Origin of the sequence: Curtobacterium sp. AB7 (assembly GCF_044909335.1) — a bacterium.
In the GTDB taxonomy this organism is placed as follows: Bacteria; Actinomycetota; Actinomycetes; order Actinomycetales; family Microbacteriaceae; genus Curtobacterium.
Genome location: NZ_JBIYED010000011.1, coordinates 26,965 through 50,268, shown reverse-complemented (window position 1 = coordinate 50,268; position 23,304 = coordinate 26,965). Strand labels below are relative to the sequence as shown.

The 23,304-nt window shown below is 66.1% G+C and carries 18 protein-coding genes and 2 pseudogenes; 11 read left to right on the top strand and 9 right to left on the bottom strand.

Annotated features, from left to right (window positions below):
- Nucleotides 1–664 precede the first annotated feature (664 nt).
- The 5 genes and pseudogenes from ABH929_RS16915 to ABH929_RS16895 form a co-directional block, all read left to right on the top strand.
- Nucleotides 665–1,741 carry a hypothetical protein gene (locus ABH929_RS16915; RefSeq protein WP_404562051.1) on the top strand — a complete coding sequence of 359 codons (1,077 nt, stop codon included), beginning with the start codon at nucleotides 665–667 and terminating at the stop codon, nucleotides 1,739–1,741.
- Nucleotides 1,738–2,322 carry an ABC-three component system middle component 2 gene (locus ABH929_RS16910; protein WP_404562050.1) on the top strand — a complete coding sequence of 195 codons (585 nt, stop codon included), beginning with the start codon at nucleotides 1,738–1,740 and terminating at the stop codon, nucleotides 2,320–2,322. The genes ABH929_RS16915 and ABH929_RS16910 overlap by 4 nt, the downstream gene beginning before the upstream one ends.
- A gap of 2 nt (nucleotides 2,323–2,324) precedes the next feature.
- Nucleotides 2,325–4,301: a hypothetical protein gene (locus ABH929_RS16905; RefSeq protein WP_404562049.1), complete on the top strand. Its 1,977-nt coding sequence runs from the start codon at nucleotides 2,325–2,327 to the stop codon at nucleotides 4,299–4,301.
- 658 nt (nucleotides 4,302–4,959) lie between these two features.
- Nucleotides 4,960–5,325: pseudogene (locus tag ABH929_RS16900) on the top strand (RNA-binding domain-containing protein); the annotation flags it as partial.
- 287 nt (nucleotides 5,326–5,612) lie between these two features.
- A pseudogene (locus tag ABH929_RS16895) lies at nucleotides 5,613–6,092 on the top strand (ATP-binding cassette domain-containing protein); the annotation flags it as partial.
- A gap of 69 nt (nucleotides 6,093–6,161) precedes the next feature.
- Here ABH929_RS16895 and ABH929_RS16890 read toward each other — a convergent pair.
- From ABH929_RS16890 to nrdH, 5 genes are all read right to left on the bottom strand, one after another.
- Nucleotides 6,162–7,931 (bottom strand): protein kinase, encoded by a 1,770-nt coding sequence (locus ABH929_RS16890; RefSeq protein WP_404562048.1) that lies wholly within the window; start codon nucleotides 7,929–7,931, stop codon nucleotides 6,162–6,164.
- 868 nt (nucleotides 7,932–8,799) lie between these two features.
- Complete coding sequence (gene nrdF / locus ABH929_RS16885) at nucleotides 8,800–9,801, bottom strand: class 1b ribonucleoside-diphosphate reductase subunit beta (RefSeq protein WP_111086559.1); 1,002 nt, start codon at nucleotides 9,799–9,801, stop codon at nucleotides 8,800–8,802.
- 94 nt (nucleotides 9,802–9,895) lie between these two features.
- Nucleotides 9,896–12,001, bottom strand: coding sequence for a class 1b ribonucleoside-diphosphate reductase subunit alpha (gene nrdE / locus ABH929_RS16880; RefSeq protein ID WP_404562047.1), 2,106 nt, complete (start codon nucleotides 11,999–12,001; stop codon nucleotides 9,896–9,898).
- A gap of 17 nt (nucleotides 12,002–12,018) precedes the next feature.
- On the bottom strand, nucleotides 12,019–12,435 hold the full coding sequence (nrdI, locus tag ABH929_RS16875; RefSeq protein WP_071291227.1) for a class Ib ribonucleoside-diphosphate reductase assembly flavoprotein NrdI: 417 nt from the start codon (nucleotides 12,433–12,435) through the stop codon (nucleotides 12,019–12,021).
- A gap of 111 nt (nucleotides 12,436–12,546) precedes the next feature.
- Nucleotides 12,547–12,780 (bottom strand): glutaredoxin-like protein NrdH, encoded by a 234-nt coding sequence (nrdH, locus tag ABH929_RS16870; protein ID WP_404562046.1) that lies wholly within the window; start codon nucleotides 12,778–12,780, stop codon nucleotides 12,547–12,549.
- A gap of 377 nt (nucleotides 12,781–13,157) precedes the next feature.
- Between nrdH and ABH929_RS16865 the strand changes: the two genes are divergently transcribed.
- Both ABH929_RS16865 and ABH929_RS16860 read left to right on the top strand, forming a co-directional pair.
- A complete protein-coding gene (locus ABH929_RS16865; protein ID WP_263091414.1) occupies nucleotides 13,158–14,363 on the top strand; it encodes an MFS transporter in 1,206 nt (401 codons plus the stop codon).
- 190 nt (nucleotides 14,364–14,553) lie between these two features.
- Entirely contained in the window at nucleotides 14,554–15,372 is an 819-nt protein-coding gene (locus ABH929_RS16860) for an aldo/keto reductase (RefSeq protein WP_263091413.1), read from the top strand.
- Nucleotides 15,373–15,417: 45 nt separating this feature from the next.
- Here the strand turns inward: ABH929_RS16860 and ABH929_RS16855 are convergent, their stop codons facing one another.
- Nucleotides 15,418–15,759 (bottom strand): hypothetical protein, encoded by a 342-nt coding sequence (locus ABH929_RS16855; RefSeq protein ID WP_404562045.1) that lies wholly within the window; start codon nucleotides 15,757–15,759, stop codon nucleotides 15,418–15,420.
- A 214-nt stretch (nucleotides 15,760–15,973) separates the two neighbouring features.
- Nucleotides 15,974–16,225 (bottom strand): hypothetical protein, encoded by a 252-nt coding sequence (locus tag ABH929_RS16850; RefSeq protein ID WP_205463137.1) that lies wholly within the window; start codon nucleotides 16,223–16,225, stop codon nucleotides 15,974–15,976.
- A 104-nt stretch (nucleotides 16,226–16,329) separates the two neighbouring features.
- On the opposite strand from ABH929_RS16850, the gene ABH929_RS16845 reads away from it, so the two are divergent.
- From ABH929_RS16845 to ABH929_RS16835, 3 genes are all read left to right on the top strand, one after another.
- Entirely contained in the window at nucleotides 16,330–17,160 is an 831-nt protein-coding gene (locus tag ABH929_RS16845; protein WP_263091411.1) for a hypothetical protein, read from the top strand.
- Nucleotides 17,161–17,230: 70 nt separating this feature from the next.
- The gene (locus ABH929_RS16840; RefSeq protein ID WP_404562042.1) at nucleotides 17,231–17,752 is read left to right on the top strand and encodes a ribonuclease H; all 522 of its coding nucleotides are present in this window, start codon (nucleotides 17,231–17,233) and stop codon (nucleotides 17,750–17,752) included.
- Nucleotides 17,753–17,937: 185 nt separating this feature from the next.
- Nucleotides 17,938–18,975: an SDR family oxidoreductase gene (locus ABH929_RS16835; protein WP_404562041.1), complete on the top strand. Its 1,038-nt coding sequence runs from the start codon at nucleotides 17,938–17,940 to the stop codon at nucleotides 18,973–18,975.
- Nucleotides 18,976–18,985: 10 nt separating this feature from the next.
- On the opposite strand, the gene ABH929_RS16830 is transcribed toward ABH929_RS16835, so the two are convergent.
- Nucleotides 18,986–19,498, bottom strand: coding sequence for a GNAT family N-acetyltransferase (locus ABH929_RS16830; protein ID WP_404562039.1), 513 nt, complete (start codon nucleotides 19,496–19,498; stop codon nucleotides 18,986–18,988).
- Nucleotides 19,498–22,101 (bottom strand): DEAD/DEAH box helicase, encoded by a 2,604-nt coding sequence (locus tag ABH929_RS16825; RefSeq protein WP_404562037.1) that lies wholly within the window; start codon nucleotides 22,099–22,101, stop codon nucleotides 19,498–19,500. The genes ABH929_RS16830 and ABH929_RS16825 overlap by 1 nt, the downstream gene beginning before the upstream one ends.
- A gap of 87 nt (nucleotides 22,102–22,188) precedes the next feature.
- Here ABH929_RS16825 and ABH929_RS16820 point away from each other — a divergent pair, with 87 nt between their 5' ends.
- Complete coding sequence (locus ABH929_RS16820; protein WP_404562035.1) at nucleotides 22,189–23,205, top strand: LLM class flavin-dependent oxidoreductase; 1,017 nt, start codon at nucleotides 22,189–22,191, stop codon at nucleotides 23,203–23,205.
- The last annotated feature ends 99 nt before the right edge of the window (nucleotides 23,206–23,304 follow it).

The following is a 23,304-nucleotide window of genomic DNA, read 5'->3' as shown; positions in this document are numbered from 1 at the left end:
TGTTGCGTGTTTCGAAGGGTCCGTGCGACGGGGCGATGATGGTGGGCCGTGTGGGTCGAAAGTTTGCTCAGCCCTTTGGAGGGGCACTCGAATGGGGGTGAAACGTTCGCCCGTGGCCGTAGTGACCAGTGGGTACCGTGCTCGAGCCTTTATTGTTGCTCGAACCGTCGGAGTCTTCCCTTGAGCGTATTCGACACGGGGAGCGATGAGTTTCAGGACAGCAGACACCATTCCCGGGTTCTTGAAGCGTGTCGGGGCTGCGTCACGCCTCTTGGCTCGGAGTGGCTGTCGCGGCGATCGTGTCGTACACGGGGCGTCGCTCGGTGTCCGGAATCGTGTCGAGCTTCATCAGCGATGCCGCCTGCGAGCGCGCAAGGCCGCTCCAGGTACAAGCTAACTCGCCAGCACATGATGGTTCAACTCGCTTCTCTCCGACCTCCGATCCTCACGGGCGCGCGCAGAACTCGTAGCCGACGTGACCTTGTAGTCACCATCGTGAGTCGAGCAACGGGCGTCCCGACTCGGGAGGGGCCGCCCGACTACGCGCGCCTATGTCGTGTGCGCCAATACGCACGTCAAGGCCGGGTATATTGCTGCCTATGGGGGAAGAGGGCGCAGTGCGTCGCGCGAGTACCGGGGACGTTGGCGCCATGGGTATGATCCGATGACTCCGCAGCTGCCGGAACCTCCGCAGCTCTTCGCTAGGTTCGACTCGGACAACAACTCGGATGGTGCTGCCCGAGACCGGTTCGAACAGTTCGTCAGTGATCTCGTGGCTGTTCAGTGGTTGGATGCCTCGACGGTCGCTGCCTCGAACCACACGGACTGGGGAATTGATACCTTCGTCGGCAACCTTGGCGGCGGGGAGGTCCGCATCTGGCAGTCCAAGTACTTCCGGGAGTGGCAGGGCCCGGGGCCGCAGGGCAAGGTGCGGGAATCGTTTGCTTCCGCGCAAGGCAAAGCGCTCGAACACGGGTACCGAATCCTGGAATGGACACTGGTGGTGCCCGCGATTCTGCATCCCGCGCAGATGAAGTGGTTTCACGGCTGGTCTTCACGAACCCAACGGAATACTGGGGTGCGCATCGTGCTCTGGACCGGCGACAAGCTCCGCCAGCGTCTGATGAGCGCCGAGGCATTGGACGTCCGACGAGAGTATTTCCCACACACTCTCGATACGCCGAGCACTGCCGCCGCTGTCGCCCCGGTCGCGATGGCGGACGATTACAGCATGTTCGAGGATGCGTTGTTCGTCCGGCAGATGCACGCCGCCGGCTACACCGAAACCGGCGCGGCTCGTGGCATGTTCTTTGCTACCGACGCGTTGCGGCGCGACCTTCAAGCGAAACGCTCTACGGATGCCTTGCAAGCGCTGCAGACCGTTCAGTTGGGCGTACAGGGTGCATGGGAGACACGTTTCAACGAGCATGCCCCGACTGCCGACTCGGACGGGTTGATGCCGAAACTCTATGGCGTGGTGTTGGCAGACGCGGCGACGGTCCCTGACGCGCCCGGACTTGTCCTGCAGCACGCTCACAAGCAGGGCGCCGCGCACATCCTCGTCGAAGAGCAGAAGGCCGGCTGGGTGAAGCATTGGCGTGACGTTGCCACCGGTTACGGGGATGCGCGGGAAAACAACATCACCGACACGGACACTGGCATAGAAGCCGTTGCGGCAACAGCAGGTGGTGACGTCGCGGAGACGGAACACGTCGTTGTCGACACAGGAGAAACACGGTGACACCCGCACGATCGGCGCGGCCCGAATCCGCGTTCGTTCCGGAGAGCAGCGCAACGTTCCGCATGGGTCGGCTGTTGCTGCTGCTCGGTGTGGCCCGGCAGGACGGCCGAACCATCGACTCGGTCGATCGGCTTGCCTACTACGAGTTCTTCGCCGACAACCCGTGGGTGATCCTGGGCGACGGCGCTCCGTCCGATGCGAACGATCGGGATTCACTGCGTCTCGCGGGGTTCTCACAGACACAGCTGTCGTACGCATCCACCGGCCACCGATTTGCATCTCGGCGAGAGCGCATTCGGGGCGACCTCGCGCAGCTCATCACGTTCGGGTTGGTCCGTCTGGCTGGTACACGCTTCTCGACAACTGAGGGCGGCGATCAGCTAGTTGCCAACATGCAGTCGTCTTACGCCGACGCATACCGAAGCTCCGCGTCGATCGTGCTGAGACGACTGGTACGCCTCTCGAACAAGCGTCTCGAAGAGAATGTCGAAGAATGGCTCGGACACTCCTGGTTGCTTGTTGACCTCCTCGACGACGTCCGTGGCGCAGACCTCTCGCCGGCCTCGGAGAAAGGACTCTAGTAGTGGGTATCAGAGTGAAGCGACTGCGTCTTGCAGGAGCCTCAGCGACCGCCGAACCGTACGAGGTCTCATTTCAAGCTGAGGGCGCCGCGGGCGGCTACCGGCCCCTGTCGATCATCGCCGGCCCTTCCCTGACCGGGAAGACCACGATCATCGACTTCATCGCCTACGCGCTGGGCGGCAGTTACCTCCCACCGCACGATGAAGTGCGCACTAACGTCCGCGCGGCACTGCTCGAGGTGGATCTTGATGCAACGTCGACGGTGATCGAGCGGTCCGCGGCTGGTGCCGTGTCCCCGTTCGCGACGATCTGGCAGGCGACTCTTGACACAACAGCGGCGGCCGCGGAACGCCGATACCCGGTTGAACCCACCAGTGCCCCGGATGGGTTGTCGCAACTGGTGTTGTCCGCGTCGGGCCTAGACGGCGTGCGTCTGTCCGATTCAGTTGTCAAAGAGGACACCGGCTCAGCGATGCTGTCCATCCGCGATGTCTTCCACGTCATGATCATCCCGAACGACCGCCTCGACTCGAAGAACCTTGTATTCGAGCACGGCAACTTCATGGTCGGGCAGAAGTATCGGCAGACCATCGAGGTGATGTTCGGCGTCTACGACAACGAGGAAGCTGTTCTTGCCGAGCGGCAGAAGCGCGTTGCACTGCAGCGCACGAAAGAGGAAGGGCGCCTCGATGCGTTGACGGTAACGGCAGACCGTGACCATCCGGACGGACGTGCAGTGCTGCAGCAACGTGTCGACGCGCTGTCGGTAGAGCTCGCTGACCTCAACGTGCAACTTCGCACGCTCGACGCTCTTCGTCGGAGCACTGAGTCGGCGTCCGCCGAAATCCGCCTTGCGCTGGAGACCGCACAGCGCACTGACGCTGCGGCTCGTGTCCGGCTCCGTGACCGCGAGTCACTGCTCGACCGCTTAGACGCGCTCAGACTTCAGTACGCCGATGATCGCCGGAAGCTCGGGTTCCTTCTCGATACGCAGGTGCTGTTCGACCCACTCCGCGTGACCGTCTGCCCCGCCTGCTTTAACACGCTCTCCGAGGTGCCTACGGTCGCAGATGGAACTTGCTCGCTCTGCCATCAAAGCGTTGTACACACTGAAGACGAGGGCACCACGGAGGATGCTGGCAGCGATTCCGCTCCCCTCGTCCGCGCAGAGCTGCGCGCGGTGAATGCCCGAATCGTCAGCCTCACCGACTACATGACACGGTTGGAGAAAGACCGCGACCTGCTTGTTCGCGACGCCGCGGACGCTGCACGCCGAGCCGCGGAAACCGCCGCGGCAGTCGATGCCATCACCGACAGCCCCGCTCCGTGGCTGGCGCTCCGCGATCGCATCACCGCGCAGACCACCGACCTAAAACTGGCTAAGCAGGCCGCCGAGACCGGGGTGAAGGCTTGGGAATGGGTCGACAAGAGCGCAGCGTTGGTCCTTCAACTTCAACGCGAGTACGAGGAGCTCTCGGGTCAGAGACGAAAAACCAGACCCGATCGAGACGCCATCGTTCGGATGCTGTCGAACCGATTCGCTGCGATCCTTGAAGACGTCGGCTACCCGAAACTCAGCGACGCCTACATCAACTCCAACTTTGTCCCATATGTCCGCGGCCTTGAATACACCAACGCGAGCAGCGGCGGCATGGTCGTGATCGCGTTAGCGTGGAATCTCGCTCTTTGGGAAATCTCCTATGAACAGGATGCGAACGCGCCGGGTCTGCTAATCATTGATAGCCCACAGAAGAACCTCGGTCACAACGCGACCCCAGACGACGACTTCGCGGATGCAGCACTCGTAGAACGGTTCTACGCTCATGCAAAACACTGGCTGTCGACGGACGGGCAGGGCGCACAGCTCATCGTTGTCGACAACAGCCCACCGGAATCGGTCTCCGACGACGTGGTCATTGAGTTCACACGCCGCGCCGATATGCCGCCGTATGGGCTGATCGCTGACGCCGTCAGCTGACCCCGAAGCTTGAACGGTGGTCGGCCTTTGTGCGGTTGACCGTCCTTTCCGGCACTCGGGCCTTCCACAACCGCGGTGTCATGCCGTAAGTGTCGCTACGCCTCGCCCCGCTTCCACCCAGACCGCGTCACGAGTCGTGCTTCGAGCAACCGTATCGTCGCGGCGGACCAGCCGGTCCGGTAGCTGGAACCAGGCGCGCACCGGCATCGGCTGCTCGAGCTCGCGTACTTCAGTGCCGCGTGCGGCTCCGTCCAGCGAGACCGGGAGCGGTGGCACCCACCAACTCGAGCGACGACGACCCACGCCACGGATCGTACGAAGAGGTACCGACGCTTCCGGCGCGGTCGTATGACGCACCCGCAACGAGATTCGTTCCGGACCACCTATTCAGAACGGAGCATCTCTGCGGCGCGCACTCGATACGACGCGGCGCGCTTAGACATGTAAGCGCCCGGTTGCCGACGGGCGATCGGGCGATTGGAGTCGTCGACTAGGCGTCCCGCCCCTTTAGGCGACTCCGGCGACACTCAACAGGGGACCCTAGTCAAAACGCGCTCCCATAGAGCGTGCCCCGCAACGCGATCGACTTGAGACAGCTTCGTAGCGGGGTGGCATGGCGAAAGTAGGCTGACGAGATGAGTTTTACTGCGTTGCACCGATCGACGGGCCCGTCACTGACGAGCTGCTGAACGATGCCGTCGCCGCGGGTGTTCGTGAGACGCGGGACCTTGACTGGAAGTCAGAGCTACCGCCTCGCAAGAACATCACCCAGACAGACTTCCCGAAGGACGTCACTGCGATGGCCAACAGCGGCGGCGGCGGCGTGATCGTGTACGGGGTGCGCGAGGTGCAGAAGGCCGCGACCGAGCGCGTGCACATCGTCGAGTTCGATGAGGGGTACGAGCGAGCCCGGCGGAGCGCGGCGGTAACGGCGATTTCCCCACCAGTATTCGCGCTGGCTGTGCACGTCCTTGCCGGCGACGGCGCATCGGCGGTGGTCGTCGAGGTGCCGGCGAGCGTCGACGGGCCGCACTTGATCTACCGCCACGACTACTTCGGCGCGCCTGTGCGGAATGACGCCGATACGGTCTGGATGAAGGAGCGCGAGATCGCGAACGCCTATCGTGCTCGTTTTGATGAGCAGCGGCACGCTCGAGAGGCCCTGACGAACCTGTATACGCAGGTGAGCGCTGGGCGTGGGACCGTTCCACATGCATGGCTCTATGCGGTTGCGTCGCCACGTGTTCTGAACGTGACATCCGGGATGAACCACGACGCCGCGAGTGACGTCTTCGAGTCGGCATTCACCCTCGTTACCCGTCGCAGCTCTCGGGCGGCCAGCAGCAGCGCGTCGGGATCGCCCGTGGCCTGGCTGTCGACCCGAACATCCTGCTCATGGACGAGCCCTTCGGCGCCGTCGACCCGCTGGTCCGCAACGACCTGCAGGACGAGCTCATTCGGCTCCAGCGCGATCTCGGCAAGACGGTCGTCTTCGTCACGCACGACATCGACGAGGCTTTCAAGCTGGGCGACCAGGTCGTCATCCTGAAGAAGGGCGGCGAGATCGCGCAGCTCGGTACGCCGGCTGAGATCCTCGCCGAGCCCGCCGACGACTTCGTCGCCAACTTCACCGGCGCCGCCCACGGTCGCCGATCCCTACGAGTCAAGCAGACCCAGGCCGGGCCGATCGCGGTCGACGGCGAAGGACGCGCCGCCGGCGTGATCACCGGGCTGGCGGAAATCGTCGACGCGGCCGTCGCATTGCCAGAAGCACGACAAGAGGATTCGTGAATAGGGCGCGTGCGACCTGAACATCTCTCCACCGGGGGGGGGCACTGCTTGTGCGTCGCCCCGTGACCCTTACACCTTCCGTAGCCCCAACACTTTTGCGAGCGTATTGGGAATATCGAACACACTGTCCCAATTGAGCGCAACAAGGCTGCCGTGGTGCTCCGCGAGCCGCAGGAGGTCGTGTACGTCGGCTTCCAGCAGTGAGCCCTCCGGTGCGACGCCTTCCGCATGGATGCGAAACCGGTCGAACTCTTGCTCGGACCGGAAGAACACAACGAAGGTCTGCGCTGCGCGTCGAGCGTAGGAAACGTCCCAATCCTGTGCGAGTCTGTCGAGAACCTTCGCTATCGGCGCTGCGACCGACTGGTCGTCGAACAGGTCTGCGCCAACCTGCGCTCGGTGCGCGTCTTCAACATCGGTCGCCGACCAATCCACGATGACGTTCAGGCCGAACCGGATATCGCGGCGGTCGTCCTCGGTCAAACTGGTGCCGTCGAGTTGCAGATACCCTCGAGCAGCCTGCGTCAGCCAGAGGATTGGTGCGCCGGCAAGACGCTCGCGCATTGCGCCTTTGTCGCCGGCCTCTGGATTTGGCACGAGTGCACGAATGGTTTGCAAGAGTTCAGCGCAGTGATAGTCCTTGCAGAAGGAGAAGTAGTGGACTGCGCGACGGCCAAGGAATCCCCACCGCGCTCCAGCTGGCAGCGCATACTCTCTCAGGATTGCGTGTAAGGCATCCAATTGATCCGCAGTGGCAATCGGTTGAGCGACGGACTGCCCAGCGTCGTCGAACTCTGCAGGTGTTTCGTTGTCGAATTTCCGCTTGCAAGTATTGTAAATTTCGAACAGCACGCAGGTGTTGAAGAGTTCGTCAGTTGCCGTGTAACTGATCTCGCAGTGGTAGTTCGAGTTGTACCGGCGGAGCCGAGCTTCAGGCACACGTTCGAAGATTTGTTGAGCTGCTACGACGTCCCGTACAGCGATCTTGAAGATGTCTTCGGTGTTCGCGGGTAGCGCGGACGGAGAGCTCGCATCCTGCAGGTTCTCCTGGATGTCCTCCGCTTCTGTACTCATCATGATGGCCCGCAGCCAGTCATGGGCGGCGTTGATCGTGATCCGCTGCGTGGGGTCCTGGAGCATCATCAGGTCGACGAGGTCGTCCAGGGCCGACAAGTGCGGCTGAACATCGCTGACCCGCTGGTGCTCGAACCCGCGTGCATAGTCCTTGGTGAACGCTTCGTTGATGATCAGACCGACCGCGAACACATCTGCTGGAGCGTTGACGTCGCGGGCGTCCTGCCCCTGCATCTGTTCGGGGGCGAGGTAGTTCCGGTTCGCGAGCAGCGATGTTTGCGTGGTGAGGGTGGAGTCCTTGAAGTGCGCTATGCCGAAATCTGCGAGAACCAGGTGTTGCCGGTCCGCGTCGATCAGGATGTTCTCCGGCTTGATGTCTCGGTGCACGACCTCTTCGCTGTGGACATACTCGACGGCATCGCACAACTGGGAAAGGTACTCGAGGAGGACATCCGGGTCGTATTCGTCAGCGATGATCCTTCGGAGGCTTGCGCTGTACAAGTCCATCACGTAGTAGAAGTACTTCTCGTCTTCCGTCGATCCGTGGATTTTGACGACATTTGGGTGTGTTGCGTGCGCGCCGAAGTCAATCTCGCGCTCGAAGCGTTTGTTGTGGTCAGCGTCGGACTTCTCGATACGCTTTACCGCGTACGACTTGCCATCGGCGGAGGATCGCGCCTCCCAGACAATGGAGTTCCCTCCGTCCGCGACCGGCGCCACCTTCTTATAGGTCACGCCGTCGATAGTCAGGAACTTGTTCTTCATGATTTAACCGTAGCGACACCCACGGGCGGCACAACCGAACCGACCCAGCCGTGGACTCGCAACATTTCAAGTTGAGGCATTAGTTGAGGCTTTCGAACACCATCGTTGCTTGGATGCGGTCGCCTGCTCGAACCGCGACGACAAACGCCCGGGCAGTTTCCGTAACGGGGCCATCAGAAGGAATGTCGGGCCACGGCTCCCCCGTGACCTCCGCTGGTCGCAGTCGCGACGTCCATCCCATAGGGCAAGCCTACGGGCGTCCAGCACACGGACGCTCTAGCGCACGATTTTGACGCGGTACGGTTCAGCGCCCGAAACTCACGACCCTCCGGCGGCTACCGCTTACGCTCCCAGAGCCACCCGGGCCGCCGAGCTGCGCGTGGATCACTGTCCCCGTAGACAGCTCGAGCTTGCGGATCGTCGCCAGGTCCGGCCACACGCGCCCAGCAACAATCGCGTCAAGAGTCGCATGATGAAGCCCAGCTGCATCCGCAACTGATCGGATAGAGCGGTCGTCGATAACTTCCAGCAGCCGGAGCACCCATCGGCGAGCGTATTCGCCCAACGGATCCTTGGTTGGACGATCGGGCCAAGGTGAGGGCGCGATGTCCACGGGACGAGCACGGGGCGTTCTAGCCATCACCCTCACCCTTCTGCGTGTACTACCAACGGACTCGCTCGACCATCCGATGTCGGAGAGCTCACCCCCCTAACTCCGCCTCAAACGCGGCACCGAGAAAAACTGGCCAACTCGGCGCCGTCGAGGCCAAGTCGTCCGAGCCTTGGCCAACTTCACGGATGCAACGGCCAACTGGAAGGCTGTCGGGCCACCGAAGCCGACGGGGCGTCCCCACGCGTCAGACCAGGATCAGAAGTCCCAGTCCTCATCCTCGGTCTTCTCCGCCTTGCCGATGACGTACGACGACCCGGACCCCGAGAAGAAGTCGTGGTTCTCGTCCGCGTTCGGCGACAGCGCCGACAGGATCGCCGGGTTCACGTCCGTCGTCTCCTTGGGGAACATCGGCTCGTAGCCCAGGTTCATCAGCGCCTTGTTGGCGTTGTAGTGCAGGAACTTCTTGACGTCCTCGGTCAGCCCGACCTGGTCGTAGAGGTCCTGCGTGTACTGCACCTCGTTCTCGTAGAGCTCGAAGAGCAGGTTGAACGTGTAGTCCTTGATCTCCTGCTTGCGCTCTTCGGAAGCGCCCTCGAGGCCCTTCTGGAACTTGTACCCGATGTAGTACCCGTGGACGGCTTCGTCGCGGATGATCAGGCGGATCAGGTCAGCGGTGTTGGTGAGCTTCGCGCGCGAGGACCAGTACATCGGCAGGTAGAAGCCGGAGTAGAACAGGAACGACTCGAGCAGCGTCGAAGCGACCTTGCGCTTCAGGGGGTCGTCACCGGTGTAGTAGTCGAGGACGATCTGGGCCTTCTTCTGCAGGTTCACGTTCTCGGTGGACCAGCGGAAGGCGTCGTCGATCTCGGGCGTCGAGGCCAGCGTCGAGAAGATCGACGAGTAGCTCTTCGCGTGCACCGATTCCATGAACGCGATGTTCGTGTAGACGGCTTCTTCGTGCGGGGTGATCGCGTCGGGGATCAGGCTGATCGCGCCGACGGTGCCCTGGATGGTGTCGAGCAGCGTCAGGCCGGTGAAGACCCGCATGGTGAGCTGCTGCTCTGCCGGTGTCAGCGTGTTCCACGACTGCACGTCGTTCGACAGCGGCACCTTCTCGGGCAGCCAGAAGTTGTTGACCAGCCGGTTCCAGACCTCGACGTCCTTGTCGTCCTGGATGCGGTTCCAGTTGATGGCACTGACCGAGCTGATCAGCGGGATGGACTTGCCCGTGGCGTGGACCGGGTCGGTGAGGGTCATGGGATTGTCTTCCGGATTCGAGATGGTGATCTGATGACGGACTGGAGGCGCGGGGCGGGGCCCGCCCCGCGCCTCCAGGAAGAGAGCAGCAGCTCTACAGCATGCAGCTGACGCAGCCCTCGACCTCGGTGCCCTCGAGGGCGAGCTGGCGCAGACGGATGTAGTAGATCGTCTTGATGCCCTTGCGCCATGCGTAGATCTGCGCCTTGTTGATGTCACGCGTGGTGGCGGTGTCCTTGAAGAACAGCGTCAGGGACAGGCCCTGGTCCACGTGCTGCGTCGCCGCGGCGTACGTGTCGATGATCTTCTCGGCACCGATCTCGTACGCGTCCTGGTAGTAGTCCAGGTTGTCGTTCGTCATGAACGGCGCCGGGTAGTAGACGCGGCCGAGCTTGCCTTCCTTGCGGATCTCGATCTTCGACGCGATCGGGTGGATCGACGACGTCGAGTGGTTGATGTACGAGATCGAACCGGTCGGCGGGACTGCCTGCAGGTTCTGGTTGTAGATGCCGTGCTCCTGGACGGACGCCTTCAGCGCCTTCCAGTCGTCCTGCGTCGGGATCGTGATGTTCGCGTTGTCGAACAGCGACGCAACGCGGGGGGTCGCCGGGGTCCACGCCTGGTCGGTGTACTTGTCGAAGAACTCACCCGACGCGTACTTCGAGTCACGGAAGCCGTCGAAGGTCTCGCCGGTCTCGATCGCGATCTTGTTCGACGCACGAAGGGCGTGGAACAGCACCGTGTAGAAGTAGATGTTCGTGAAGTCGATGCCCTCTTCGGAGCCGTAGTAGACGCGCTCACGAGCGAGGTAACCGTGCAGGTTCATCTGGCCGAGGCCGATGGCGTGCGACTTGTCGTTGCCGTCCTCGACGGAACGCACCGAGGCGATGTGCGACATCTGCGACACGGACGTCAGGCCACGGATCGCGGTCTCGATCGTCTTGCCGAAGTCCGGCGAGTCCATCGTCAGCGCGATGTTCAACGACCCGAGGTTGCAGGAGATGTCCTTGCCGATCTCCTTGTAGGACAGGTCCTCGTTGAAGGTCGTCGGGGTGTTGACCTGCAGGATCTCCGAGCACAGGTTGGACATGTTGATCCGACCCTTGATCGGGTTGGCCTTGTTCACCGTGTCCTCGAACACGATGTACGGGTAGCCGGACTCGAACTGGATCTCGGCGATGGTCGTGAAGAAGTCACGCGCCTTGATCTTCGTCTTCTTGATGCGCGAGTCGTCGACCATCGCGCGGTAGTTCTCGGAGATCGGGACGTCGCCGAACGGGACGCCGTAGACCTTCTCGACGTCGTACGGCGAGAACAGGTACATGTCCTCGTTGTTCTTCGCGAGCTCGAACGTGATGTCCGGCACGACGACGCCGAGGGACAGCGTCTTGATGCGGATCTTCTCGTCGGCGTTCTCGCGCTTGGTGTCGAGGAACTTCATGATGTCGGGGTGGTGCGCCGACAGGTAGACGGCACCGGCACCCTGACGCGCACCGAGCTGGTTCGCGTAGGAGAAGGAGTCTTCCAGCAGCTTCATCACGGGGATGATGCCCGAGGACTGGTTCTCGATCTGCTTGATCGGGGCGCCGGCCTCACGGATGTTGGAGAGGAGCAGGGCCACGCCGCCGCCGCGCTTCGAGAGCTGCAGCGACGAGTTGATCCCGCGCGAGATCGACTCCATGTTGTCTTCGATGCGCAGCAGGAAGCAGGAGACGAGTTCGCCGCGCTGGGCCTTCGCCGTGTTGAGGAACGTCGGGGTGGCGGGCTGGAAGCGGCCGGCGACGATCTCCTCGACGAGGTCGACGGCGAGCTGCTCGTTGCCCTGGGCCAGGCCGAGGGCGGTCATGACGACGCGGTCCTCGAAGCGCTCGAGGTAGCGCTTGCCGTCGAACGTCTTGAGCGTGTAGCTCGTGTAGTACTTGAACGCACCGAGGAACGTCTGGAACCGGAACTTCTTCGAGTACGCCAGGTCGTTGAGTCGCTGGATGAAGTCCAGCGAGTACATGTCGATCGTGGCTTTTTCGTAGTACTCGTTCTCGACCAGGTAGTCGAGCCGCTCCTTCAGGTTGTGGAAGAAGACGGTGTTCTGGTTGACGTGCTGCAGGAAGAACTGCTTGGCGGCCTCACGATCCTTGTCGAACTGGATGTTCCCGTCCGCGTCGTAGAGGTTGAGCATCGCGTTGAGGGAGTGGTAGTCCATCCCCGTCTGCGGCGACGTCAGATCGACGTCTGCAACTGCTGCGTCCAAAATGCATCCAATCCTGAGTTGACCGCCGACACGTCGTCAGGGGTCCCGAAGAGTTCGAATCTGTAGAGAAGGGGGACGTTGCACTTCCGTGCGATGACGTCCCCTGCCAGGCCGTAGGCCTCGCCGAAGTTCGTGTTGCCGCCGACGACCACACCGCGGATGAGCGAGCGGTTGTGCGCGTCGTTGAGGAACTTGATGACCTGCTTGGGGACCGCGCCCTCGCCGTTGCCGCCACCGTAGGTGGGCAGGAACAGGACGTAGGGCTCGTCCACGTGGAGGAAGGGTTCGCTCGGGTAGAGCGGGATCCGGTCCGCGTCGCGGCCGAGCTTCTCGACGAAGCGTGCGGTGTACCCGGACACGCTCGAGAAGTAGACCAATCGGCTCATGGTGCGCTCCTGTGGTGAAGGTGCGGAACAGGCGGACCGGAGGGTGTCCTGTGGGCGGTGATCCGGGCCTCCTGAACGGAACCGGGTGACCGTCCACAGGACGGGAGACGACTACACCAGTTCGGCGCTGAGCGTCGCGATCTTGTCGGGGCGGAAGCCCGACCAGTGGTCGTCGTCCGTGACGACGACGGGGGCCTGCATGTAGCCCAGGCTCTTGACGTGCTCGAGGGCTGCCTCGTCGGTGGAGACGTCGTGCACTTCGTACTCGATGCCCTTGTTGTCGAGGGCCCGGTACGTCGCTGTGCACTGGACGCAGGACGGCTTGGTGTAGACGGTGACGGCCATGTTCTCCCCTGGTTCCTACTGGTTTCTGCTGTGCTGTGGAGGTGGTGCTGATGCCTGTCCGCAGTCGTGTCCGGGAAGGGCCGCTGCGATGGCTCCACACTACATCTAGTGGCTGGCGGAGTCACCGACCACAAGAGGCAGTGTTACAGCCGTGTAGTTCTCCACAAGCTCCTCCACAGTGTGAACAGCTCGGAGAGGCCCGTGATTCCGCCATTCTCCAGCGGACCACCGACACTTCCCCACACCCGTGGACAGGTTCGATCCACAAGTGTGGAATCAGCGCGTCGGCGTGTCGCGGGTGCGTCACGAACGGACCGCGATCCACACCTCCCCCGGACGGGTGACACCCCGATCCGTCCGGTCCGTACACTCGTCTCGTGAGTACGTACGGCCCCCTCCTGAAGACCCCCGGCGTGGGTCGCGTCATCGCTGCACAGCTCACCGCGCGCTTCCCGTTCGGGATGCTCTCGCTGGCCTACCTGCTGCACGTCGAGCACGTCTTCCACTCCTACGGCGCCGCAGGCCTGGTGCTCGCGACGACGAGTGTCGGGCAGGCGCTGGCGGGCCCGCTCACCAGCCGGTGGATGGGCAGCTGGGGCATGCGCCCCGTCCTCATCCTGACGAGCATCGTCGCGCTCCTGAGCATGGGGGTCATCGGCTTCGTCCTCATGCCGCTCTGGGGCTACGTGGTGGTCGGGTTCCTCGGCGGCCTCGCGGTCCCGCCCGTGCAGCCGGCGGTGCGCACCATCTACCCCAAGATGGTGACCTCGTCGCAACTCACTCCCTTGTTCTCGCTCGACGCCAGCGCCCAGGAACTCATCTGGGTCGCCGGCCCGGTCATCACCACGTTCGTCGCGACCCAGGTCGGCACGGTCGAGGCGATCGTCGTCGCGATGGTCTTCCTGGTGGTCGGCGGTACGTGGTTCATCGCCTCACCCGAGCTCGGCCGCGTCCGCATCCCGCGCTCGAAGCGCGCGTTCGGCGTGGTGCTGAAGCGCCCGTCGGTCGTCGTCGCCACCCTGACCGGTCTGCTGCTCATCGGGGCGTGCGCCGCGGTCGAGGCCAGCGTCACCAGCGTCTTCGGCGAGGGCAGTCCGAACGCCGGCATCGTCCTGGCCGTCTTCGCGGTGGGCTCACTGTTCGGCGGCCTGGCCTTCGGCCACCGTCCGATCTCCCCCAACACCCTGTGGACGCGCATGGCGATCGTCTTCGTCGGTCTCGCGCTCGCCCTGGGCGGCACGAGCTTCTGGTGGCTCTGCCTGGCCCTCATCATCGCGGGCATCGGCATCGCGCCGGCACTCGCGGTGATGTTCGGCTCGGTCTCCGCCACCGTCAAGTTCTCCGACACCGCCGAGGCCTACGGCTGGATGGGCACCGGTCAGCTCATCGGTGCCGCGGGCGGTTCCGCGGTCGCCGGCTTCCTGATCGACAGCAGCGGCTCGATCGGCGGCTTCACCGTCGGTGCGGTCATGGCCGGGGTGGGTGTCGTCGTCGCGCTCGGGGCCAAGCGCTGGCTGCCCGACCTGCGCGGCCGTGACGCCAGCCCCATCCCCGACACCGAGCCGGTGGTCCTGCCGACCTGAGCGGGGCGGACTTTCGGCGTACCTGGTCGAATCGGGCGTACCTGGTCGGAAGTTCTGACCAGGTACGCCCGATTGCGTTCGCGATCGCGGCCCGTATGGGAAGGAACGTGCTTCCCACGAGCGGGTCGCGTTCTCCACAGATGGCCGGGAGGCCCGACGCGCGCCCGCCACGCACCGGCAGGATGGGTGCATGGTCGGTTCACTTCCCCTGCGCGATGGCAACGCGATCCCCGCGATCGGGTTCGGCGTCTACAAGGTCGACGACGCCGAGGCCGAGACGGCGGTCGGTCTCGCGCTCGACTCCGGCTACCGGCACGTCGACACGGCCGAGATGTACGGCAACGAGACCGGCGTCGGCAAGGCGATCCGGGCCTCCCGGCTCGACCGTGACGACGTCTTCGTGACGACCAAGGTGTGGAACGACCACCAGGGGCGCGACGCGACCTTGCGGGCCTTCGACGGCAGCCTCGAGCGGCTGGGGCTCGACGCGGTCGACCTCTACCTGATCCACTGGCCAGCCGCGGCGAACGACCGCTACGTCGACACCTGGCGCGCGCTCGTCGAACTGCGCGACTCCGGCCGGGCACGGAGCATCGGGGTCTCGAACTTCCAGGTGCCGCACCTCCAGCGGCTCATCGACGAGACGGGCGAGGTCCCGGCGCTCAACCAGGTCGAGCGGCACCCGTGGCTCCCCCAGCGCGAGCTCATCGCCTTCCACCAGCAGCACGACATCGTCACCGGAGCCTGGTCGCCGCTCGGTCGCGGTCGGCTGATCGACGAACCGATCCTGACCGGCATCGCAGACGCCCACGGGGTGAGCGTCGCGCAGGTCCTCGTCCGGTGGAACGTGCAGCAGGGGGTCGTGGTGCTGCCGAAGTCCGTGACGCCGTCGCGGATCCGGTCGAACCTCGAGGCCGACTGCTTCGTCCTCGGTGACGACGAGCTCGCGGCGATCGCGACACTCGAGTCCGGGCAGCGGACGGGCTCCCACCCCGACTCGGTCTCGTGACGCGGAGCGTGCGTGACGGCGTAGGTTCTTCGGAGTGAACGATCCTCAGCAGACCGCCCGCGAGCACCTCCGACCCGACGAGCACCTGTACTGGGCCGGCACGAGCGACCCGGCGAAGCTCTTCTCGGGGCGAGACGCCTTCCTCGTGCCGTTCTCGCTGCTGTGGACCAGCTTCGTCGCGTTCTCGATGGTCGACATCGTGCGCAACGGCTCCCTCGGCGTGGGCGCGATCATCCCGATCGTCTTCTCGATCGTCGGTTTGCACCTGGTGTTCGGCCGCTTCTTCGTGAAGGTCCACCGCAAGCGCACGATGGTGTACGCCGTCACCGACCGCCGCGCGCTGATCATCGGGCCGAGCACCACCCGCGAGGTCCCGGTCGGACGCACCGACCGTACCGTCACCTGGACCAGGGGCCGACGACACTGTTCGGTGGAGTGGAACACCGGCGATCCGAGCGGAGTGGCGGCGTTTCGGCGGCGGAGCGACCGCCAAGATCTACGCGAACACCGGACTCGACGGACTGTTCGGACCGCAGGTGTTCGCGTTCTGGGACGTCCGCGACGGCGAGGAACTCGTGCGCGAACTCGACCGGGTGTCCGGCTAGCCCCGGCGGTCCTCCTCCGACTGCCACGGCAGGTGCAGGTCGCCCGGTGCGGGCTCGACGTCGCCGGCGTCGTCCGCGCCGCCCGTTCCCGGTGCGGCGGTGATCTTGGACGTGTCGATGCCGTCCGCCTCGAGCTCGGCGTCGCTGCGCTGGTTCGTCTGCGACGCTTCGGTCTCCCGCTCGCTCGACGGGCTGTACGCGGTGTCGGTCGAGTCGGGTTCCGGCGTCTCCGGGATGCTGTCGCTCATGTCCCGGACGGTAGTCCGTGTGCCCCGAGTACCAGTTCGGTCACGACCATCGATCGGGCTGGACCCCGGCGGTACGCTCCTGCCGTGGGGGAACGATGACACGGATGCGAACCGCGGCGAGCGCGGTGATCGGCACGGCGATGGTGGGGCTGCTGCTGACGGGCTGCACGGCGTTCGGCGGGGACGGCACCCTGCCGAAGCCGACCCGACAGGCCACCGAGCGCACCGCGGAGCCGATCCCCGATCCGACGCTCACGACCGAGCAGGTCGGCGGCAACGCGGACGAGGTCGAGCAGGTCCTGCCCACGGGCACGGTCGCGGCGGAGACCGACATCACATCCCCGAGCGGTGACACGAGCATCCACGTGCGCATCGTGGCGAACGACATGGGTACGTTCACCGCGCAGCTGTCCGACTACCGCACGACCAAACCGCAGCAGATGAGCCTGCAGTTCCGGCACCGGACCGCCAGCCCGCTCGACGGCGGTGACGCGTCGGCGCGGGACACGACCGAGTGGACCGCCGCCTCCGGGCCGCCGAAGACCGTGGTCATGCACGACGCCGGTGCACGACCGGACTACTTGCAGAGTGTCGTCCTCGTCCCTGCCTCGGTGCCGGACGAAGACCCGTCGATGCGCCCGTGGGTGGGATCGGTGCTGGCCGCCAGCGCCCTGGACTGGAAGATCCCGAACCCCTACCCCGACCTGCGCGTCACCGTGGGCAAGGACCGACCGGGGGCGTACGGCATCGTGACGGACTCCGACGGCAGCCCGGCCGACTACCTGGTGGCACACGGCGACGAGCTGACCACCGTCGCGCAGCGGTTCGGCATCACGCCGGCCGAGGTGCAGTGGCTCAACCCGTACCTGGAGACCCGCGCCGACGACTGGTTGCTCGAGGGCAGCACGCTGAACCTCGATCCCGCGCGCCGATGACCTCGGCACGGACGGTGCTCGACCGTCCGTTACGCTCGACGGGCACCAGCCCCGACCAGGAGGTCCCTTCGTGACGATCGTCGCCGCAGCAGACGGCTCAGCCCTCGGCAACCCCGGCCCCGCCGGTTGGGCCTGGTACGTCGACGACGACCGCTGGGCCGCCGGTGGCTGGCCGCGCGCGACGAACAACATCGGCGAGCTCACCGCCGTCCTCCAGTTGCTCCGCGCGACGAAGGACACCGGCGAGCCGCTGCACATCCTGTGCGACAGCCAGTACGCCATCAAGGCCTGCACCGAGTGGCTGGCTGGCTGGAAGCGGAAGAACTGGCGCAAGGCCGACGGCAAGCCGGTCGTGAACGTCGAGATCATCAAGGAGCTCGACGCCGAGCTGCAGGGCCGCAAGGTCACGTTCGAGTGGGTCCGCGGGCACGTCGGCCACGAGATGAACGAGGCCGCCGACGTCCGCGCCCGTGGTGCCGCCACCGCGTACCAGAACCACACCGACGTGCCGCACGGTCCGGGCTGGCCCGGAGTCGAGGTCACCGAGCCGTCCGCACTGCCCGAGGCGACCCCGCCGGCCACGCTCTTCTGACGCGGCCACCCCTGGCCGGTGGCCGAGTCTCGGCCTGAGCGACTGATCTCGCGGCCGCGCGCCCGAGAACCGTCGCTCACCGCGAGTCTCGGGCCAGCGCGTCCGCCCTCGGTCAGCCTGGGTCTCGGAGACCCAGGAACACCGAGGCACTGGTCCGCGTCGGGACTGCTGGCGATGCTGGACGCATGGAGAACACCGAACACGTCCTGGTCACCGGCGGCTCCGGCTTCATCGCCGGCCACCTGATCCTGCAGCTGCTCGACGCCGGACACCGCGTCCGCACCACGATCCGGTCCCTCGACCGTGAACCCACGGTCCGTGCGGTCCTCGCCGAAGCCGGCCTGACCGCCGACGACCGGCTGGAGTTCGTCGCCACCGACCTGACGTCCGATGACGGATGGTCTCAGGCGGTCGCGGACATCGACATCGTGCACCACGTCGCCTCGCCGGTGATGCCCGGCCACGTCGAGGACGAGGACTCGGTGATCCGTCCGGCCGTGGAGGGGACGCTGCGGGTGCTGCGCGCCGCACACGCTGCCGGAGTCGATCGCGTCGTGTTGACCTCGGCCTTCCACGCGGTCAGCTGGGGCCATCCGCACTCCGATCACGTGTTCACCGAGGCGGACTGGACGGTGCTCGACGGGCCCGGAGTCGACGCCTACGGGAAGAGCAAGACCCTCGCCGAACGCGCCGCCTGGGACTTCGTCGCGTCCGAGCCCGGTGCGCCGGAGCTCGTCACGACGATGCCGGTCGCGGTGATGGGACCGGCGATGGGACACACGGTGTCCGGCGCGAACCACATCCTGCAGACCATGCTCTCCGGCGCGATGCCCGCGACGCCGCGACTGTTCATCCCCGTCGTCGACGTGCGCGACGTCGCCGCGGCGCACGTCACCGCCACGACCGAACCGGACGCGGCGGGCAAGCGGTTCCTGCTCTCGAACGGTCCGGCGCTCGAGATGGCCGAGATCGCCGCCACCCTGCGCGAGCACCTCGGTGACGACGCACACGCGGTCCCGACGCAGACGCTGCCCGACGACGTCGTGCGAACCGCGGCCGAGACACAGCCGCAGTTCCGTGCGATGGTGCCCGACCTCGGCTCCGCCAAGCGCACCTCGAACGAGCGAGCCCGCACCGTGCTCGGCTGGACACCTCGCGACCCGCACGAGGCGATCGTGGCGGCGGCTCGGAGCCTGGTGGCCAAGGGCCTCGTCCGTCCCTGACCCACGAGGATCAGACCGCCCGCTCCCAGAGCGCCACCGTGCTCTCGAGCCCGTCGTACCGGTACGGCTTCCGCTCCCCCGTCGGCGCGTACCCGAGCGCCCGCCAGAACGGCTCGGCACCGGCCGCGTTCGTCGCCACGATCCCCAGTCGCAGGCGGTCGGCGCCGGCGTCGGCTGCCAGGGACACGAGGGACTCGTGCAGGACCCGACCGAGGCCGGACCCCTGCCGATCGCCGCGGACCACGAGCAGTCCGATGTACGCCGTGGTCGGCGCCGGGTACCCGAGCAGCACGTCCGCGAACGCCACGAGCGAGTCGCCGTCCCACAGACCGATCCCGTGCTTGCCCACGGGGTCGAAGCCGTCCGGCACCGACACGAGTGCACTCAGCGCGTCGGACGGCCCCGGCGGGTACCCGGTGATCCGCTCGGCGTAGCCCGGCACGGTCTCGAGCAGCACCTGCAGCGCGTCGACGTCGTCCGCACCGAGCGCTCGCACGACGAACGAGCCAGCACCGGCCGGCATCAGTCCACGTCCACGTCGGCCCACCCGTCGAACCGACCGATCTCGGTGACCCGGACCACGGCCTCGCCGGCTTCGTCCGAGGCGTCGAGGTCGATCGTCGCCGAGAACCCGAAGTCCTTGTCACCGGACGGGTCCGCGAAGATCTGCCGAGCGCGCCAAACACGCGACGGGCTCGACGCCCCAGCACCAGCACCAGCACCCACACCCGTCGCGCCCGCCTGGTCGAGCACCAGGTAGGACATGGACCGCGCCTCGGCGTCGGTGCCGATGGTGTCGTGCTCCTCGTAGTACTCCTCGAGCACCGCGTCCCACGCGTCGCCGTCGAACCCGGCAGCGGCGTCGAGCGCCCCGAGCCCGTCGACGTCGTCGCGTGCGGCGAGCAGCACCCGCTGGAACAGCGCGTTCCGCACGAGCACGGTGAAGGCCCGCACGTTCCCGGTGAGCCGTGCAGGCTGCGGCGGCGCGATCTCCTGCTCCTCGGCGAGGGCGAGCAGCACGTCACCGTTGAGCAGCGCTTCCCACTCATCGACGAGCGAGGAGTCGGTCTGCCGCACGACCTCGCCGAGCCACTCGATCAGGTCGTCCAGCTCCTGGTTCCGCTGTTCCTCGGTGATGGTCTGCCGCATGGTCCGGTAAGCGTCCGACAGGTACCGGAGCACGAGCCCCTCGGAGCGGGTGAGCTGGTAGAACCGCACGAAGTCGCCGAAGGTCATCGCGCGCTCGTACATGTCGCGGACGACGGCCTTGGGCGAGAGTGCGAAGTCGAGGACCCAGGGCTGTTCCGCCGAGTACGCCTCGTAGGCCGCCGTCAGCAGCTCGTCGAGCGGCTTGGGCCAGGTGACCTCTTCCAGCAGCTCCATCCGCTCCTCGTACTCGATGCCCTCGCGCTTCATGCGGGCGACCTCTTCGCCACGCTCCTTGAACTGCTGCTGCGACAGGATCGCCCGCGGGTCGTCCAGTGTCGCCTCGACGATCGAGACCATGTCCAGGGCGTACGTCGGCGAAGAAGGGTCGAGCAGCTCGAACGCGGCGAGCGCGAAGGGCGACAGGGGTTGGTTGAGGGCGAAGTTCGACTGCAGGTCGACGGTGAGCCGGTAGACCCCGTCGACCTTCTCGATCACCTGTGCGTTCACGAGTGTCCGCGCGATGACGAGTGCCCGCCGGGCCATCGCGAGCTGCCGCGCACGGGGTTCGTGGTTGTCGAACACCAGCGAGCGCACCTCGTCGAACGCCGAACCACCGCGAGCCACCACCGACAGCACCATCGCGTGCGTGATGCGCATCCGCGAGACCATCGGCTCCGGTTCGGCGCCGATGAGCCGGTCGAACGAGGCCTGCCCCCAGGACACGAACCCCTCCGGCGCCTTCTTCCGCTTGATCTTGCTCTTCTTCTTCTGGTCGTCGCCGGCCTTGGCGACCGCACGGGCGTTCTCGATGTCGTGCTCGGGGGCCTCGGCGACGACGTCACCCTCGGTGTCGTACCCGGCGCGTCCGGCACGGCCGGCGATCTGGTGGAACTCGCGTGCGGACAGCTGCCGCATCTTCGTGCCGTCGAACTTCGTCAGTCCGGTGAACAGCACGGACCGGATCGGCACGTTGATGCCGACGCCCAGGGTGTCGGTGCCGCAGATGACGGGCAGCAGCCCGCGCTGTGCGAGCTGCTCGACGAGCCGTCGGTACTTGGGCAGCATGCCGGCGTGGTGGACGCCGATGCCGGCGCGGATCAGGCGCGACAGGGTCTGTCCGAACCCCGCGCTGAACCGGAAGCCCGCGATCGCCTCCGCGATCTGGTCTCGGCGCGCCCGATCAGCGACCTTCGCCGACATCAACGACTGCGCCCGTTCGAGCGCCGCGGCCTGGGCGAAGTGCACGATGTAGATCGGCGCCTTGCCCTCCTCCAGCAGCCGTTCGACGGTCTCCTGCACGGGCGTCATCACGTACTCGTACTCGAGCGGCACCGGTCGGCTGACCCCGGTCACGCGGGCGGTGGGTCGGCCGGTGCGCCGTGACAGGTCGTCGGCGATGGTGGTGACGTCGCCGAGGGTGGCGGACATCAGCAGGAACTGCGCGCGCTCGAGCACGAGCAGCGGCACCTGCCACGCCCAGCCGCGGTCGGGGTCGCCGTAGAAGTGGAACTCGTCCATCACCACGACGTCGACGTCGGCGTCAGGTCCCTCGCGCAGGGCGAGGTTCGCCAGGATCTCGGCCGTGCAGCAGACGATGGGGGCATCCCCGTTCACGCTGGAGTCGCCGGTGACCATGCCGACGTTCTGCGCGCCGAACAGCTCGACCAGCTGGAAGAACTTCTCGGAGACGAGCGCCTTGATCGGTGCCGTGTAGTAGCTCCGCTTGCCCTCGGCGAGCGCGGCGAAGTGCGCGCCGGCCGCGACGAGCGACTTGCCGGTGCCGGTCGGGGTGCTCAGCACGACGTTCGCACCGGACACGAGCTCGATGACCGCTTCGTCCTGCGCCGGGTACAGCGGCCGGCCGCCCTCGGCTGCCCAGGCGGCGAAGGCCTCGTAGACCTCGTCGGCGTCGACGACGCCGTCCACCGCCGCCGGGATCGCGGCGACGAGTGGGGGCACGGTGGTGACGTCGGTCATGGCCCCATCCTCCCAGGCTGCGGTGACGAGGTGGTCGGTACGGCCGACCGGGAGGCCCGGCTCCATACGCGCGCATAGACTCGCGTCATGCGCGAACTCGGCTTCCTCACCTTCGTCCCGAACCACGGCGGCACTGCGGGTGCGGCGAGCGCCCTGCAGGACGGTCTGCGGCTGTTCGAGACGGCCGAGACCCTCGGCTACGGCACGGGCTGGGTCCGTGGCCGCCACTTCGAGCCCTTCCTGACGAGCCCGATGACGTTCTTCGCCGCCGCGGCCCAGCGAACCAGCACCATCGCCTTCGGCACCGCGGTGCTCGGCATGCGCTACGAGGACCCGGTGCGCCTCGCCGAGGACGCCAGCACGGTCGACCTGCTGAGCAGCGGGCGTGTGCAGCTCGGCATCAGCACGGGCATCGCCGGGTACGGGCCGATCCTGGACCCGGTGTTCGGCGCCGTCGACCGCTCGTTCCGCGACGAGGCCGAGGCCCGGGCTGCCCGGCTGCTCGAGGTGCTCGACGGCGACGCTCTCGGCAGCGCCGGCTCTGGCTACGAGAGCATCCCGGCCGGTGCGGACCTGACCCTGCAGCCGCTCAGCCCCGGCCTGCGCGACCGCGTGTGGTGGGGCGGCGGGAGCATGGGCACGGCGGTGCGCACGGCCGAGAAGGGGCTGCTCCTGCACTGCTCGACCCTGAACACCGAGGACACCGGTGCACCCTTCGCCCAGGCGCAGGCCGACCAGATCGCCGCGTACCGGGAGCGGTTCGCCGAGCTGCACGGTGGGACCGGCCGTCCGTCGAAGGTCGCCGTCGGCCGCATCGTCGTGCCGTTGCTCGACGACCACGACCGCGCGGTCCACGAGGAGTTCCTGACCGGGTACGCCTCGGGCATGGACGACGAGGGCCGGCCGCTCTCCGGCCCGCCGTTCCGGTTCAGCAAGGTCCTGTCCGGCGAGCCGGCCGCCATCGTCGACGCGCTGCTCGCCGATCCCGCCGTCACCGCGACGGACGAGCTGGTGATCACCCTGCCCGCGAACGGGGACGTGGCCGCCCACGAGCGGATCCTGCGCATCGTCGCCGAGGAGATCGCGCCGGCGCTGCGGGCCTGAGAACGGATCAGGACATCCGGCGGGGCTCAGATCGAGTCGGTGATGCTCGAGAGCCCTGCCGGATGACCATCTCGTCCCTGATCCGCACGGGATGGTGGG